Here is a 14572-nt window from a genome sequence, read left to right as displayed (position 1 = left end):
GGTATGACCTTCTGAGGAGTGAGGGCATTACCGCGGGGATGTGATTACATCCCGTTGGTTTCTTTAACGAATAAATATCCTTTACTACGCACTGTTTTAATACGTTTAGGATTTTCAGGATCATCACCAATTTTTGGACGGATACGAGAAATACGAACATCAATTGAGCGGTCTTGACCATCATATTCAATACCGCGTAGACGCTCAAAAATGTCTTCACGTGAAAGGATACGACCAGCATTAGATGCCAACAACCATAATAAGTCATATTCTGCACTTGTGAAATCTACAAGCTCACCGTTTAAGGTTACAGAACGACCACCATTATCAATCACTAAATCATCAAATTCGATACGTTGAGCAACTTCATCCTCTGGTGTTTTGTCTGTACGACGAAGCAAAGCACGAATACGCGCTAATAGAACACGTGGCTGAACTGGTTTCGCAACATAATCATCTGCACCCATTTCAAGACCTAATACTTGATCCATGTCTTCAGTACGTGCAGTCAACATTAAAATTGGTTGATGATAATGTGGCCGAACCTCACGACATACGGTGAGACCATCAGCACCAGGAAGCATAACATCCAGCACCACCATATCTGGTTGCTCTGCGATAATACGACGGATTGCACGATTACCGTCTGGTTCTACCCCAACTTCTAATCCATTACGAATTAAATACTCTTGCGTTAAACGCGCAAGACGCTCGTCATCTTCAACGATCAAAATCTTTGGTAACTTTTCTTCTTGGCTCATAGAATGCCCCTATATTGTTACGATATCTGCTGATTAAAATTCACAGATTTACATCGATATGTTTTGCAATATACACACGTTTACATTGTAAACAAGAGCCTGTTCACGAAACTGATACACGAGCGTAGTCTTTTGTTATCTTTTTATTAACTATTGATAAATAGATAGTTTTGCCAAGTCGATCAATATTTTCAATCAACTTTAAACTTTCAAACACAAATCAATTTGATGATATTTTAAACAAAATATTTCAAAAAAATTATTTTCGAGAAGCAATTTGCACTTTCGGAGTTATCCACAAACTTATCTATAAGCACTCTAAAAAGTCTCTGTTATGCTTAGCACCCTGTGACGCTGACTACATAACAAAAATGGCGGAACATGGAAAAAGTATAGGGAAATTTGAGTGTTAAACTCAGAAAAAAAATTATCAAAATGTCAATATTGATCTACCCTGAAATTTACCGTATCTTGTGTCATAATTTACATTAAACCACTAAGTCTTGTGTTTACCCTCAAATATCGCGATAGCTCATTTTTTGAGTTTGTATCCGATTCAAATGGTCCATAAGCATAAAAATGATGAGAATGGAGCGACGCTGAAATGAGCGCTAATACAACCCCTGGTCAACTTCAAGTGATTAAACGCACTGGTGATGTTGCCACTTTTGATGCAGATAAAATCTCTGTAGCAATTGGTAAAGCATTTTTGGCTGTTGAAGGTCAACCAAGTGCAGATTCGAGCAGAATTCATGATCGTATTACTCAGCTGACTGAGATGGTGATGAATACATTTAAGCGTCGTTTACCTTCTGGTGGCACGATTCATATTGAAGAAATTCAAGATCAAGTTGAATTAGCTTTAATGCGCACAGGTGAACAAAAAGTAGCGCGTGCATACGTGATCTATCGTGAACAACGTGCTGAAGCGCGTAAAGAGTTAGGTGCTCATCATCACCCTACTCTTCAGATCACAGGTCAAAATGGTCAGCTCCAACCATTAGATTTGAGTCGTTTACAAGCGAAGATTGAAAAAGCTAGCGAAGGCTTAGAAGGCATTGATGTTCAAGCGATCATCGATGAAACTGTAAAAAACCTATACAACGGTGTTAAAGCATCAGACATCTCTACAACGATGATGATGGCGACACGTACACGTATTGAACAAGAACCAAACTATACGTATGTCACTGCACGTTTATTGCGTGACAACTTAGTCGCAACCGGTCTTGAGTTTCTTGGTCTATCTAAAGACACGCTTGAAAATGATGCGCTTGAAACCTTCTTGAAAAAAGGTGTTGAGCTAGAGCTTCTTTCTCCAGAATTATTAAATTTTGATCTTGTAAAATTAGCGGCTGCGATTAAACCAGAACGCTCTAATCAATTTACATATTTAGGTCTTCAAACATTATTTGATCGTTACTTTATCCACTCTGATGGCGTACGTTTCGAATTACCACAATTATTCTTCATGCGTGTTTCTATGGGCTTGTCGCTCAATGAAGACAACCGTGAAGATCGTGCAATCGAATTCTATAACTTACTTTCTAGCTTCGATTACATGGCATCTACGCCGACTCTATTTAACTCAGGTACATTACGTCCTCAGTTATCAAGCTGTTATTTAACAACGATTGATGACGACTTGTTCGATATTTATGGCGCTATGCGTGATAACGCAATGTTGTCTAAATGGGCAGGCGGTTTAGGTAATGACTGGACACCAGTTCGTGCCTTGAACTCATACATCAAAGGTACTAACGGTAAATCGCAAGGTGTTGTTCCATTCCTTAAAGTAGCGAACGATACAGCAGTTGCAGTTAACCAAGGTGGTAAGCGTAAAGGTGCGGTATGTGCATATCTTGAAACTTGGCACTTGGATATCGAAGAATTCCTAGAGCTTCGTAAAAACACGGGTGATGACCGCCGTCGTACACACGATATGAACACTGCAAACTGGGTTCCAGATTTGTTCATGCAACGTGTATTTGAAGATGCTGAATGGACACTCTTCACCCCGTCTGAAACACCAGATCTTCACGATTTAACGGGTGCTGAATTCGCAGAACGTTATGCTTACTACGAAAGCATTGCGAAAGAAACAGACATGCTGCATAAGAAAGTCCGTGCGAAAGACTTATGGCGCAAAATGTTATCAATGTTATTTGAAACAGGTCACCCGTGGATCACATTCAAAGACGTATGTAACTTACGTTCACCGCAACAACACGTAGGTGTGGTGCACTCTTCTAACTTATGTACTGAAATTACGTTGAACACAAGCAAGGATGAAATTGCGGTATGTAACTTGGGTTCAATCAACCTTGTTCAACACGTTCAAGGTGGTCAACTAGACCGTGAGAAACTTGCTCGCACGATTAAAACTGCAGTTCGTATGCTCGATAACGTTATCGACATTAACTACTATGCAGTTCCACAAGCGCGTAATTCAAACTTGAAACACCGTCCAGTGGGTATGGGTATCATGGGCTTCCAAGATGCACTATACGAAATGAAAATTGCTTACGGTTCTGATGCTGCGGTTGAGTTTGCAGATGAGTCTATGGAAGTGATTTCTTACTACGCGATTCAAACTTCAAGCGATTTGGCGGTTGAACGTGGTACGTATGAAACATTTAAAGGTTCATTGTGGGATCAAGGTATTTTACCAATTGACTCTCTTGAGCTCGTTGCGAAATCTCGCCCAGAACGTATGTTTGAAGTCGATCGCACACAACGTTTGGATTGGGACACGTTACGTGCCAAGGTTCAAAAAGATGGTATGCGTAACTCGAACGTGATGGCAATTGCACCGACTGCAACCATTTCAAATATTTGTGGTGTATCTCAATCTATTGAGCCAACATTCCAAAACTTATATGTGAAATCGAACTTGTCTGGCGAGTTCACTGTCATCAACCCTTACCTCGTTCGTGCATTAAAAGAACGTGGTCTTTGGGATTCTGTGATGGTCAATGACCTGAAACATTTCGAAGGTTCAGTACAAAAAATTGCGCGTATTCCTGAAGAGTTAAAAGCAATTTTCGCGACAGCATTTGAAGTTGAAGCACGTTGGATTGTTGATGCTGCATCACGTCGTCAAAAATGGATCGACCAAGCACAATCCCTTAACCTTTACATCTCTGGTGCAAACGGTAAGAAATTGGACATCACGTATAAGATGGCATGGTTACGTGGTCTTAAGACGACTTATTACCTTCGTGCATTAGGTGCGACATCTGCTGAGAAATCTACGATTAACACAGGTGCATTAAACGCAGTTAAACCTGCGACAGTTGCAGCGCCAGTGGCAGCGGTTGCTCAAGAAGCTAAACCTGAAGCAGCAGCGTCAGAAGAAGGCTTCGAACAAGCAGCGCCAGTGCCAATGGCATGTTCAATTGACAATCCTGATTGCGAGGCTTGTCAATAATCTGACAGGTTTTAAATCCTCCCCCTTGTGAAGCTTTTCTTCTCACCGTTAATAAAGGAGGGGGATTCCTCGAAGCAAATGGCGGGATGCAAGTCCCCCTTTGCAAAAGGGGGATTTAGGGGGATTTCTTAAACTTGATGAACAAAACAGGAGGAAATTAAATATGAGTTTTATAGACGGAAATAAAAATGGCCTGTCTATAGAAACTATAAACAAGCCATTTGAAACCCAAGCTTTCAGAGAAAATAATTCCCTGAATAGCTAAAAGTAGTCAGTTGTTAAATTGTCGAGACTTAACGCTGAATACTTTAGCAAAGTTTAGGGTATGAGTCACTCCTCTGAAAGCATCTTTTACAAAAAGGAGATGCTAATGAGAGTTATGTGCTCATTGGATAAACCTGTCAGTGTATGCGATTACACTCGAGTTCGATTTAATCGACTTGAATATGTTCGCGCTCATTGTCGGAGTTTTCCAAACCAAGCTCAATTAAACTTATGGTAAAAATCGAGAGGCGTTATCGCCTCTCACTTAAATCAAGGAAACCACCATGCCCCATATGACCCATAACTATATGTTAGGACTTGCGGTATTGGTCTTTGCCTTTATTTTCTTTTACACGCCGATGGTCTATGCATTTTTAGCCATTCGCAAACAACAGAAGCGTAAGCAAAATAAGTAGTGCGGAAATTCAATCTACTCAAACGAACAAATTGAGTACATTCATCGGCAAAACTTAATTTTGCTTACACAATATAAGCGTATAGTAGGATGTCTCACGTTGAGATGTCTGAATAAAAAGATATAAGCAACGTAGAGAGAATTGATATGTCTATCCTCAGTTGGGACGATTTCGAAGATGATGAACCGAAACAAACTGCACAAGCACAGCAGTCTGCGCCCATCGAACCGCAAAAAGCGCCTAATCCACAAGTGGTATCTGATGCACGCAACGAACCGACGCGTGTGGCAGCTGCACAACCCGCTCGAACCAGTTCAAACGGAACAACAAATTCAGCCGATCCGTTGGCAAGAGCATCTAACGCCTTAGAACATTTGGACGTTGCTCCAGGTCTTGAAGAGTTAGAAATGGGCGCTCAACGTGTTCAAGTTGATGATAAAGCAATGATCAACTGTCGCGCTGACTTGAACCAACTTGTACCATTCAAATACGAATGGGCTTGGCAAAAATATCTAGATGGTTGTGCAAACCACTGGATGCCACAAGAAGTTAACATGAACCACGATATCGCACTTTGGAAGTCAGAAGATGGCTTAACTGAAGATGAGCGTACCATCGTGATGCGTTCTTTAGGCTTTTTCTCTACTGCCGATTCGTTGGTTGCAAATAATTTGGTTCTTGCGATTTACCGACACATTACTAACCCTGAATGCCGTCAGTACATCTTGCGTCAATCATTTGAAGAAGCGATTCACACGCATGCTTACCAATACTGCATCGAATCTTTAGGTATGGATGAAGGCGAAGTCTTCAACATGTACCGCGAAGTTCCATCAGTTGCGCGTAAAGCTGCATGGGGCTTGAAGTACACTCAAGAATTAAGTGATCCAACATTCAAAACAGGCACACCTGAAACAGATCAAATCTTGCTTCGCAACTTGATCGCATTCTACTGTGTTCTTGAAGGTATTTTCTTCTACTGTGGTTTCTCTCAAATCTTGTCAATGGGTCGTCGTAACAAGATGAATGGTGTTGCTGAGCAATTCCAGTACATCTTACGTGATGAGTCAATGCACTTGAACTTTGGTATCGATATGATTAACCAAATCAAGATTGAGAACCCACATTTGTGGACTGCTGAGTTCCAAGAAGAAATCATTCAAATGATTCTTGAAGGTACGATGCTTGAAATCGAATATGCACGTGACACAATGCCACGCGGTGTATTGGGTATGAATGCTGCAATGATGGAAGAATACTTGAAGTTCATCGCAAACCGTCGTTTAGCTCAATTAGGTTTACCTGAGCAATTTGCTGGTGTGAACAATCCATTCCAGTGGATGTCAGAAATGATGGACTTACGTAAAGAGAAGAATTTCTTCGAAACTCGCGTAACAGACTATCAAACTGGTGGTGCGTTAAGCTGGTAATGCATCACGCTATTGTATCTAAAAATAAAAGAGCCTTATATGGCTCTTTTATTCTTTATACTCAAGCAGGTTTAGTATGTTCAAGAATAAAAAAAATAAATAGCAGGGTTAAGTTTTAAGATTCTTAGATTAACATTTGAAGGGCAACACCATGTTGTTGCCATGATACTTGACTCGGACTTTTAAAGCCGAGTCTTTTCTTAGCCGATGATTCAAACGTTGAGTGATTTCTGAGATGTATTCATCCGTATAGATATTTAAATCACTCCCTTTTTTAATGTATTGCCTGATTAGACCATTGGTATTTTCATTTGTGCCTCGTTGCCAAGCATTATAAAGATCAGCAAAACACCAGTCTATGTCTAATTCTTGAGCAGTATACTCATGCAGGCTGAACTCCTTACCATTATTTGCGTTGATTGTTTTGAGATGATCTTTGATCGGCTCAAATAGACAGATAGTTGTTTGGCAAACTTCTTCTGCCTTTCGTGAGCTACACTTTTTGAGCCATAGATAACCTGTCTTGCGATCTACAATCGAGACCAAGGATTGCTGATAGTTCTTACCTACAATCGTGTTTATTTCCAGATCACCAAAGCGAGTCCGATGCTCAATCTCAATAGGTCTATTATGAATGCATCTACGGGTTTCATGAAAGCCGTACTTTCGTTTCCTTTGATTTCTGAAACGTAGGTTGTGAAAGAGTGTGCCACCCTTATTTCTATCCTGCCGAATGAAGCGATAAATTGAATGCAAACTGACTGAAACACGAGAAGCGATCTGTTCAGGACTCCATAGAAGATAAGAGATAACTTGTGCCTATATTTCACAAGGGATTATTTTAGAATTGGAACAATGGCGTCTTCGAGCGAGTGTATTAGCATGTGTAGGGAAGTAACCATTTCTCGCTCGATTACGTTTAATTTCTCTAGAAATAGTTGAAGGTGACCGATTGAGTCTCCAAGCGATATAATGTTTAAAAAAACCTTCACGTAATAATATATAAATCTGATATCTTTCTTCTTAGGTAAGATGAGTATAGTTCATGAAGCAATTTTGACTTTGGATGGTCGGAAGCAAAATGCTAAATCATCTTACTTCCTTCCAATAACTTAATCATTCAAAAATTTTATTGTGAATGTTTTTTTTCCTTAGTACCACATACCGATTAGAAATATAAATCTCTGTTTTAAAAAATAACACTATATAGTCACCTGCCTAATCACTGTAGTCATATTAATTGTAATTTTTCTAAATAATTCAACTTATACGACCTAGAAAATGCATTCAATAGTGCTTGGATAGATGCGGAAGCAATATCAGTATCAATTGCAATTCCCCAATACGTATTTCCACTGTAGTCTATACAACGAATATAACTAATAGACCGGCTACTACTCTGCTTCCCTAAAGTATGTTCTGAATACTCAGCAATCGTTATTTTACAAGGCCATTTCTTATTTAAAGCATTGACTGAGGCAGATAATAATCCATTTCCACAACCTACTAGATTGATAATCTCACCATGTAACTCAATAGATAGTTTGACTTCATAAACATCATCTTTTTTATCCGATTGATAACTTACAAGTTCAAAATTATCTTCATTAGCGTTTATACCATATTCCGTTCTAAATACTGTCCAAATTTCAGCATGAGATAACTCTTTCTTATTGTTATCCGTCATCTTTTGCACGATTTGGCTAAAATCTTTTTGTAACTTTAGTGGTAAATCTATGCCATGATTTTGCTGCAATATCCAAGCGGCACCACTTTTACCAGATTGACTATTTACACGAATTACAGCCTCATAACTGCACCCTAAATCAGCTGGATCTATAGGCAGATATGGAACTTCCCAAAATGAATGATCTTGAACATTTCTCGCTTTAAAACCCTTTTTAATTGCATCCTGATGACTACCTGAAAAAGCTGTAAATACTAATTCACCTACATAAGGATGCCTTGGGTGAATCGGAAGTTCATTACATTCTTTCACGATCTCTGCCACTTTCTTGATGTCAGAAAAATCAAGTTCAGGATAAATGCCTTGTGTGTACATATTCAAAGCAATATTCACAAGATCAACGTTCCCTGTACGTTCACCATTACCAAATAGACAGCCCTCAACACGGTCTGCACCTGCAAGTAATGCTAATTCAGCAGTTGCAACGCCTGTTCCCCTATCATTATGAGGGTGCACACTGATACAAACCTGTTCTCGTTTAGTAAAATTTTTACAAAAAAATTCAATCTGATCGGCGAAAATATTAGGTGTACTGACTTCAACGGTAGTGGGCAAATTAATAATCATTGGATTTTTAGGACTTGGAGCCCAAACTTCAGCTACGGCTTCACAAATTTCTAGCGCAAACTCAATTTCGGTAAAGCAAAAAGTCTCCGGAGAATATTCATAAGTCCATTTAGTTGCTGGATATTGCTTACATAGAGATTTCACCTGTTGTGTTGAAGCAACGGCTAGTTCAATAATTTCCTGTTTAGACTTTTGAAAGACAATTCTGCGGAATACTTCTGCCGTGGCATTGTAAACATGAACAATCGCTTGCTTTGCTCCCATCAGAGACTCAAAGGTTCTTTCAATTAGGTCTGGTCGGGCTTGAGTCATAACCTGGATACAAACATCATTTGGAATCTGATCATGTTCGATGAGGTAACGAACAAAATTAAAATCAGTTTCTGATGCCGCAGGGAACGCAACCTCAATTTGCTTGAATCCACATTCAACAAGCATTTGGAAAAATTTAAGTTTCCTATCGTGATCCATAGGATTGGCCAATGCCTGATTACCGTCTCTTAAATCGGTTGAACACCAAACAGGAGGGTGAGTAATTTTTTTACTTGGCCATGTTCTATCAGTAAAATCGGAAAAATCGAATGGACGATATTTATTTTGAGGATGAGTTAACATGATGTGCTCCTATGACTTTAATCACATCATCATGAATCATCATTTTTTGTCTTTCTTTCGATTTAAAGACAAATACCATCTAGAAAAAGACAAAATCTAATCTGATTTTTTCTTTATATATTCTGTAGGCGTCATTCCCATTTGTCTTTTAAACATATAGGAGAAAGCACTAGGACTCTCATAGCCTAAATCTAAAGCGATATTGAGTATTGGCTTTCTCATTTCCAAATCAGTCAAGGCTTGCAGCAATTTTGCTTGCTTCAGCCATACACTAAAATTCATATTGAGTTCTTTCTGGAAAAGTCTTGAAAGTGTTTTAGAGCTAAAAGCATGCTGTTCGGCAACCATCTCTAAATGGTTGGTTCCAGAGAGATCTGCTTTGATATTTTCACAAATTTCTTTGAGTATCTCTGACTTTGCTTCTGGCAACTGAAATGGAATTTCTTCTAAAAAGCGTAACTCATCTAATATGAGTTCCAAAAGCCGTTCGTTTCTAGTATGAGGTAAGATTTCTTCTTTTATCTGTACAGCCTGATTAATAAGTTCTGACAGAAGTTTTGGAATAGCAACAACACTACATTGCGTATTGAAATCAGCACGGGCAAAGGGATCAACAAATATTCCTCGGGCTTCCACATTACCAAATATCTTGATTGAATGTTTTTTGTTTTCAGGTATCCAAATACCTTTAGATGGAGGGATGACCCATATTCCTTCTGACGTTCGAACATGAATGACTCCAGAAAGAGTATGTAGTAACTGGATTCTGTCATGTTGATGAGTCCCTTCTACATAACCATGAGCATACGACTGTGCATAAGCATAGACTGGATAACTAAGCTGACCATGAGAATAATGCACGAGATGTATCTCCTTAATGCTCGAATTCATATTTTATAGATGATCGAGAAATAAAAAATATTTATAGGAAGCTTTGTAGTTAACTTAATGCCTGATATATGAATAGATTAAAGTAATTGTTATAGTTTTCTTAGTCTAAGAACTATTTTCGTAAAATGACACAGGTTGTGTCGCTATATCCCAAAAAATGACATAGGTTGTGTCGCTAAAATTGTCATTATGTGTCGCAAATATTACGAAGCTTTTGAATTTATTAAAAGAGAAATGACAACTTATGTGTCGCGTGACGATCAAGCTATTGTATCTAAAAATAAAAGAGCCTTATATGGCTCTTTTATTTTTTATACTCAAGCAGGTTTAGTATGGTTCAAGAATAAAAACAAATAGCAGTGTTAAATTTTCAGATTAAAATTTTCATATTCACATGTTTATTTAAGCATCAAAATCAATCAAAGTTAAAGCACTGAGTTTTCAACCAATTTAAGAATATCGAATTATGCAAGCACTCCTTTAAATCCAATGTGAATAATGAGTAATGAGCGGATTATTCTTCAAACTCAGGCAAAATGATCTCTATAACCTAATTCTGCAACACATATCGAGTTATAAAATTAGACATTACTACTCCCCCCCATACTAGCCACCTGAAAACACAAATAAAAATGAGCAAGGTTAACTTTTTTTAACGGAGCGAGTGTTTGTTTCTATATTCTATTTAATAACGTTCAAAAACAGGTCTAAATATAGAGATGAAAATCTCTTTGGAGTAGGAATTTAATTTTTTGAATCATTACCATTTTTTTATTATCAATAAACCCTAAACAACATTTTTTATGATTAAGTCTACCCCTGATGACTAACACATAAAGCTCTATAAAATGGTGCTTAGATATGATTTTTTTGTTGCAATCGCGTCTCCATAATGAATTTTTTTATTAGAATATTTTTCAAATGACGAAATAACAAATACAATTTTTTGTTCTTCAAAAATTAATTTATTCAAATTGTTAGTATTTTATTTTTTTCATACCAATTACTTTTGATTTCACATTTTTTAAAAATAAAAAGAGGTCTCGAAAGACCTCTTTTCATTTGTTTAATTAAATTTGATTATATTTTAACAGATCATCGATCGCATAAAGACTGCTATCTGTATTTTGCAGAACAATGAGCTCAGTTGGGTTATATTTCGTTTTAGCCCCATCAGTATCAACACTAATCACCGTATTTGCACCATCTTGTTTGATCGTTACAAATTCACCAATGTTAGACGATGTAACATTCTGATCTTTTAATAAAGCAGAAATATCAACTCGATCACCTTCAGCTTGATTAAAGTCAGTCCAAATATCTGGACTTTCGTTATGTTGAGCTTGATTGAGCACATCATAAAGGACTGTATCTGCGCCTTCACCAAGAGTAAAAGTATCGATTGAAGCAGATGCTTGTACGGTATCTGCCTCCTCACTTCCAGTTAGCGTCATCGAAACATTAATTTCAAGTGTTGCAGATTGTGATGTTCCCGCTTTAGAAACTGTTGTATAGGTGAATGTTTCAAGACCTCCACTTAAACCTGATGGTTGATACTCATAGGTGCCATCTTTGAACACAGTAAGGACACCATGCTTACCTTGAACTGTGAATTCTTGACCACCTTTAGCTGGATCATTTACATAAAGCTCTTTAGATCCAATTTTCAGAATATCAATTTGGTCGATAGCTGTATCATTTTCAAATAAATCACCCTCAAGCAATGGTGTATCAGTTGGAGTAATATTATTGACCATTATTCCAGTAATTGATGCACTAGATACATTCACTGAATTAAATGTACCACTCGTTGTGTTAATTGAAATAACATAATCACCTGCATCGAGCACTTTGCCATCATCTAAAATAATTTCTGAGGCATAAGTCGTTGATGTCGAAGGATTCAATATTGTTCCAGCTGGCCATGTAATACTAACATTTCCGGTATAAACTTGTTCAAGCACTTGTTGTTCAACGCCGTTGACAAGCTGAGTAGTCACCTTATTAATCACAACACTCATTGAAGGATTATCATTAGTTAAAGTACGAGTGATATTCCCTTGGAGATCTAAGCTACTAATATAAGATCCTTCTTCAACTTTAAATTCTAGTGTACGACTTGCAGATCCAATAATTCCAGACTCTACAGATTCATTGAGCGTTGAATAGTTTGCAGCTTGAACTTCTACAACTTCTGCATCGTTAGCTACTGTATTGGTATCAATCTTAATATTGAGAACTTCAATGTAAGTTGTACCATCTGCTCGTTCCACTACAACCTCAAAACGATCAATCTCACCATATGGTGGAGTCCAACCCACTGTGCTTTGTGGAACTGTAACATTGTAGGTATAAGTACCGTCAGTATTAATATTGAGTGAGCCATATTGACCCTGTACAACTAAAGCTTCACCTTCAACCACATCAGTGTTATTTACCAATATTAATTTATCTGTCGTAATCTGAGTCACATCACCTTGAACTGATCCAGTTATCGTTTCTGGGTTTGCATAATCGTAAATATTGACATCTGTAACTTGAGCTGAAGCTCCTCCAATTACGTTTACACCACTAGTTTGCTTGATAATACCAACGTAAGTACCCTCACCAAAACTCAATGTTACCGGGGTTGAAACACCACCGCCAATGAGCACTTGAACAAAATTTGGAATTTCGTGTACTTGAACCAACTGTTGAGTATTCTCATCTAAACGATAGATAACCAAACTAAATGTTGAAAGTATCGTTACCCCGCCCGCGGAACCGGTAAAGGTCATTTCTTGGAAAGTACCGTCTTCAACAGTGAAGTCCATGACACCTTCCGTACCAATTACACTTGCAGACAACACATCACCAGCAATACCTAGATCAAGTAAATTCAATGCGACTGCATTTGAAATACCTAATTCTTCGCCTGTGGTTTCAGTTAAATCAGGAGTAACATCAAGTAATACTGTATTATCAATGATGGCATTTTCATCTGTGGCAACACGCACTAATTCAATATTCAATTCAGCTGTGCGTTTTTCACCATTTGGTGCCGTTACCTCATATACAAAACGATCAACTTCACCGTAATCTCTAAATAATGGATCTACTGTATATGTATATTGTCCATTTTCAGAGATAGTTAAAGTGCCATACTCCCCTTTAATTGTTGCAATACCATCTGTAAATTGATTAATGGTATCTTCACCATGAATAACTCCGCTGATTTTACTACCCTCTGGGACGACATCTGTACCATTTTGATAATCCTGATCCGTAATCACATTACCATTTATTGTTCCTGTCACAGCTTCTGGATTATTAAAATCACGTACAGCATCTGATTCAAATCTTAATGTATACCCCGTAGCAGCTGACAACCCTTGGCCGTTACCTAATACAATGAGCCACTCTCCTTCATCTAAAGAACGACTTATCGTTTCTGACACACCACCTAATACAACGAGATACCAATTATCAATTTTTTCTTTTAATTCATATTCACCAGTTGACTCATTTAACTTATACATAAATAAGTTCATCGTCCCTGCTGTAAGACCACCAGCATCAGCATAGAAACTAATATCTCTTTCGGTGCCTTCTTCGACTGAAAGGGAAACTGAGGAGCTAAATACGCTTTCAAGCACACTTGCATTTAACACTGGACCTAAGCCAACAGAACCCACTGTAAATCCTGTTGAGTTAAGCTCTGTTGGTGTTTCATTAACATCTACAGTCGGTGTGATATCCAATACCAATTGCACATCATTATTCGCTGTTGCAAATGGCTCAGGTACCTCAATATCTACGAGATCATCTATTCTTTCTTGCAATAGAGCTTTTGCAGCTTCAATCGCGTCTGAAGTTTGATCAATATTGTCTAATGCTTGTTGTGCAAGAGTTTTTGCTGCCTGAGCAGCTTCTAGGGACTCTTGCAATTTATCAGCCTCTGCCTGTGTTACAGTACCGTCTTGCAAGGCGTCAGCTAAATCCTCTTCAGCCGTTGTATAAGCTTCTTCAGCACTTTCTATTAAAGCTTCGACCCCCGCTAGTAAAGTATCAATATCATCAGAAATATCATTTTCATTTTGATCATTTACTGTTGGTAAAGTGATATCAACCAGGTCATTTAAACGACCTTGTAGCACATCTTTTTCTGCTTGTACTGCCTCAGGTAACGCTGTCACTTTTGTTTGTGCTTCTGTTTTCGCAGCAAGTGCATCATCACGTGCTTGAGTCAATGCAGTAAGTTCTGTTGGCGTGATGAGGCCATTGGCATTTGCATCGATCAGCGCTTGTTCTGCCGCAGCGTATGCTGCTTCTGCTGCCTCTACTGCTGCTTCGGCATCTGCCAATACTTGTTCGTACTCATCTGCTACGCCATCTTCGTTTTCATCATTTACTGTTGGTAAGATGATGTCGACTAGATCATCTAAGCGTGCATCCAATGCGTCTTTGTCTGT

At 38.3% G+C, this 14572-nt stretch carries 9 protein-coding genes; 3 read left to right on the top strand and 6 right to left on the bottom strand.

Going from position 1 to position 14572, the window contains the following annotated elements:
* Positions 1–44: 44 nt before the first annotated feature.
* Positions 45–761: a response regulator transcription factor BfmR gene (gene bfmR, locus AC1M9N_RS08760; RefSeq protein WP_035267251.1), complete on the bottom strand. Its 717-nt coding sequence runs from the start codon at positions 759–761 to the stop codon at positions 45–47.
* Between the two features lie 604 nt (positions 762–1365).
* Here bfmR and AC1M9N_RS08755 point away from each other — a divergent pair.
* The 3 genes from AC1M9N_RS08755 to AC1M9N_RS08745 all read left to right on the top strand — a co-directional run bounded on the left by AC1M9N_RS08755 (position 1366) and on the right by AC1M9N_RS08745 (position 6301).
* Entirely contained in the window at positions 1366–4191 is a 2826-nt protein-coding gene (locus AC1M9N_RS08755) for a ribonucleoside-diphosphate reductase subunit alpha (RefSeq protein WP_481589064.1), read from the top strand.
* A 548-nt stretch (positions 4192–4739) separates the two neighbouring features.
* Positions 4740–4871 carry a YhgE/Pip domain-containing protein gene (locus tag AC1M9N_RS08750; protein WP_179999438.1) on the top strand — a complete coding sequence of 44 codons (132 nt, stop codon included), beginning with the start codon at positions 4740–4742 and terminating at the stop codon, positions 4869–4871.
* 146 nt (positions 4872–5017) lie between these two features.
* The gene (locus AC1M9N_RS08745; RefSeq protein WP_035267248.1) at positions 5018–6301 is read left to right on the top strand and encodes a ribonucleotide-diphosphate reductase subunit beta; all 1284 of its coding nucleotides are present in this window, start codon (positions 5018–5020) and stop codon (positions 6299–6301) included.
* A 129-nt stretch (positions 6302–6430) separates the two neighbouring features.
* On the opposite strand, the gene AC1M9N_RS08740 is transcribed toward AC1M9N_RS08745, so the two are convergent.
* The 5 genes from AC1M9N_RS08740 to AC1M9N_RS08720 all read right to left on the bottom strand — a co-directional run.
* A complete protein-coding gene (locus AC1M9N_RS08740; protein WP_481954603.1) occupies positions 6431–7057 on the bottom strand; it encodes an IS30 family transposase in 627 nt (208 codons plus the stop codon).
* 63 nt (positions 7058–7120) lie between these two features.
* Positions 7121–7303 (bottom strand): helix-turn-helix domain-containing protein, encoded by a 183-nt coding sequence (locus AC1M9N_RS08735; RefSeq protein ID WP_481609038.1) that lies wholly within the window; start codon positions 7301–7303, stop codon positions 7121–7123.
* A 229-nt stretch (positions 7304–7532) separates the two neighbouring features.
* The gene (gene leuA / locus AC1M9N_RS08730) at positions 7533–9230 is read right to left on the bottom strand and encodes a 2-isopropylmalate synthase (RefSeq protein ID WP_481596345.1); all 1698 of its coding nucleotides are present in this window, start codon (positions 9228–9230) and stop codon (positions 7533–7535) included.
* A 96-nt stretch (positions 9231–9326) separates the two neighbouring features.
* Positions 9327–10091 (bottom strand): AraC family transcriptional regulator, encoded by a 765-nt coding sequence (locus AC1M9N_RS08725; RefSeq protein ID WP_481596346.1) that lies wholly within the window; start codon positions 10089–10091, stop codon positions 9327–9329.
* Between the two features lie 1100 nt (positions 10092–11191).
* The coding region (locus tag AC1M9N_RS08720; protein WP_481954602.1) for a type I secretion C-terminal target domain-containing protein at positions 11192–14572 on the bottom strand (3381 nt) is incomplete at its 5' end.

Source organism: Acinetobacter sp. ANC_7655 (assembly GCF_056784015.1).
This window is presented reverse-complemented; position numbering and strand designations above follow the sequence as displayed.

Coding starts and splice junctions, on each gene's coding strand:
- bfmR (WP_035267251.1), bottom strand. CDS start 761: ATGAGCCAAGAAGAAAAGTTACCAAAGATTTTGATCGTTGAAGATGAC.
- AC1M9N_RS08755 (WP_481589064.1), top strand. CDS start 1,366: ATGAGCGCTAATACAACCCCTGGTCAACTTCAAGTGATTAAACGCACT.
- AC1M9N_RS08750 (WP_179999438.1), top strand. CDS start 4,740: ATGCCCCATATGACCCATAACTATATGTTAGGACTTGCGGTATTGGTC.
- AC1M9N_RS08745 (WP_035267248.1), top strand. CDS start 5,018: ATGTCTATCCTCAGTTGGGACGATTTCGAAGATGATGAACCGAAACAA.
- leuA (WP_481596345.1), bottom strand. CDS start 9,230: ATGTTAACTCATCCTCAAAATAAATATCGTCCATTCGATTTTTCCGAT.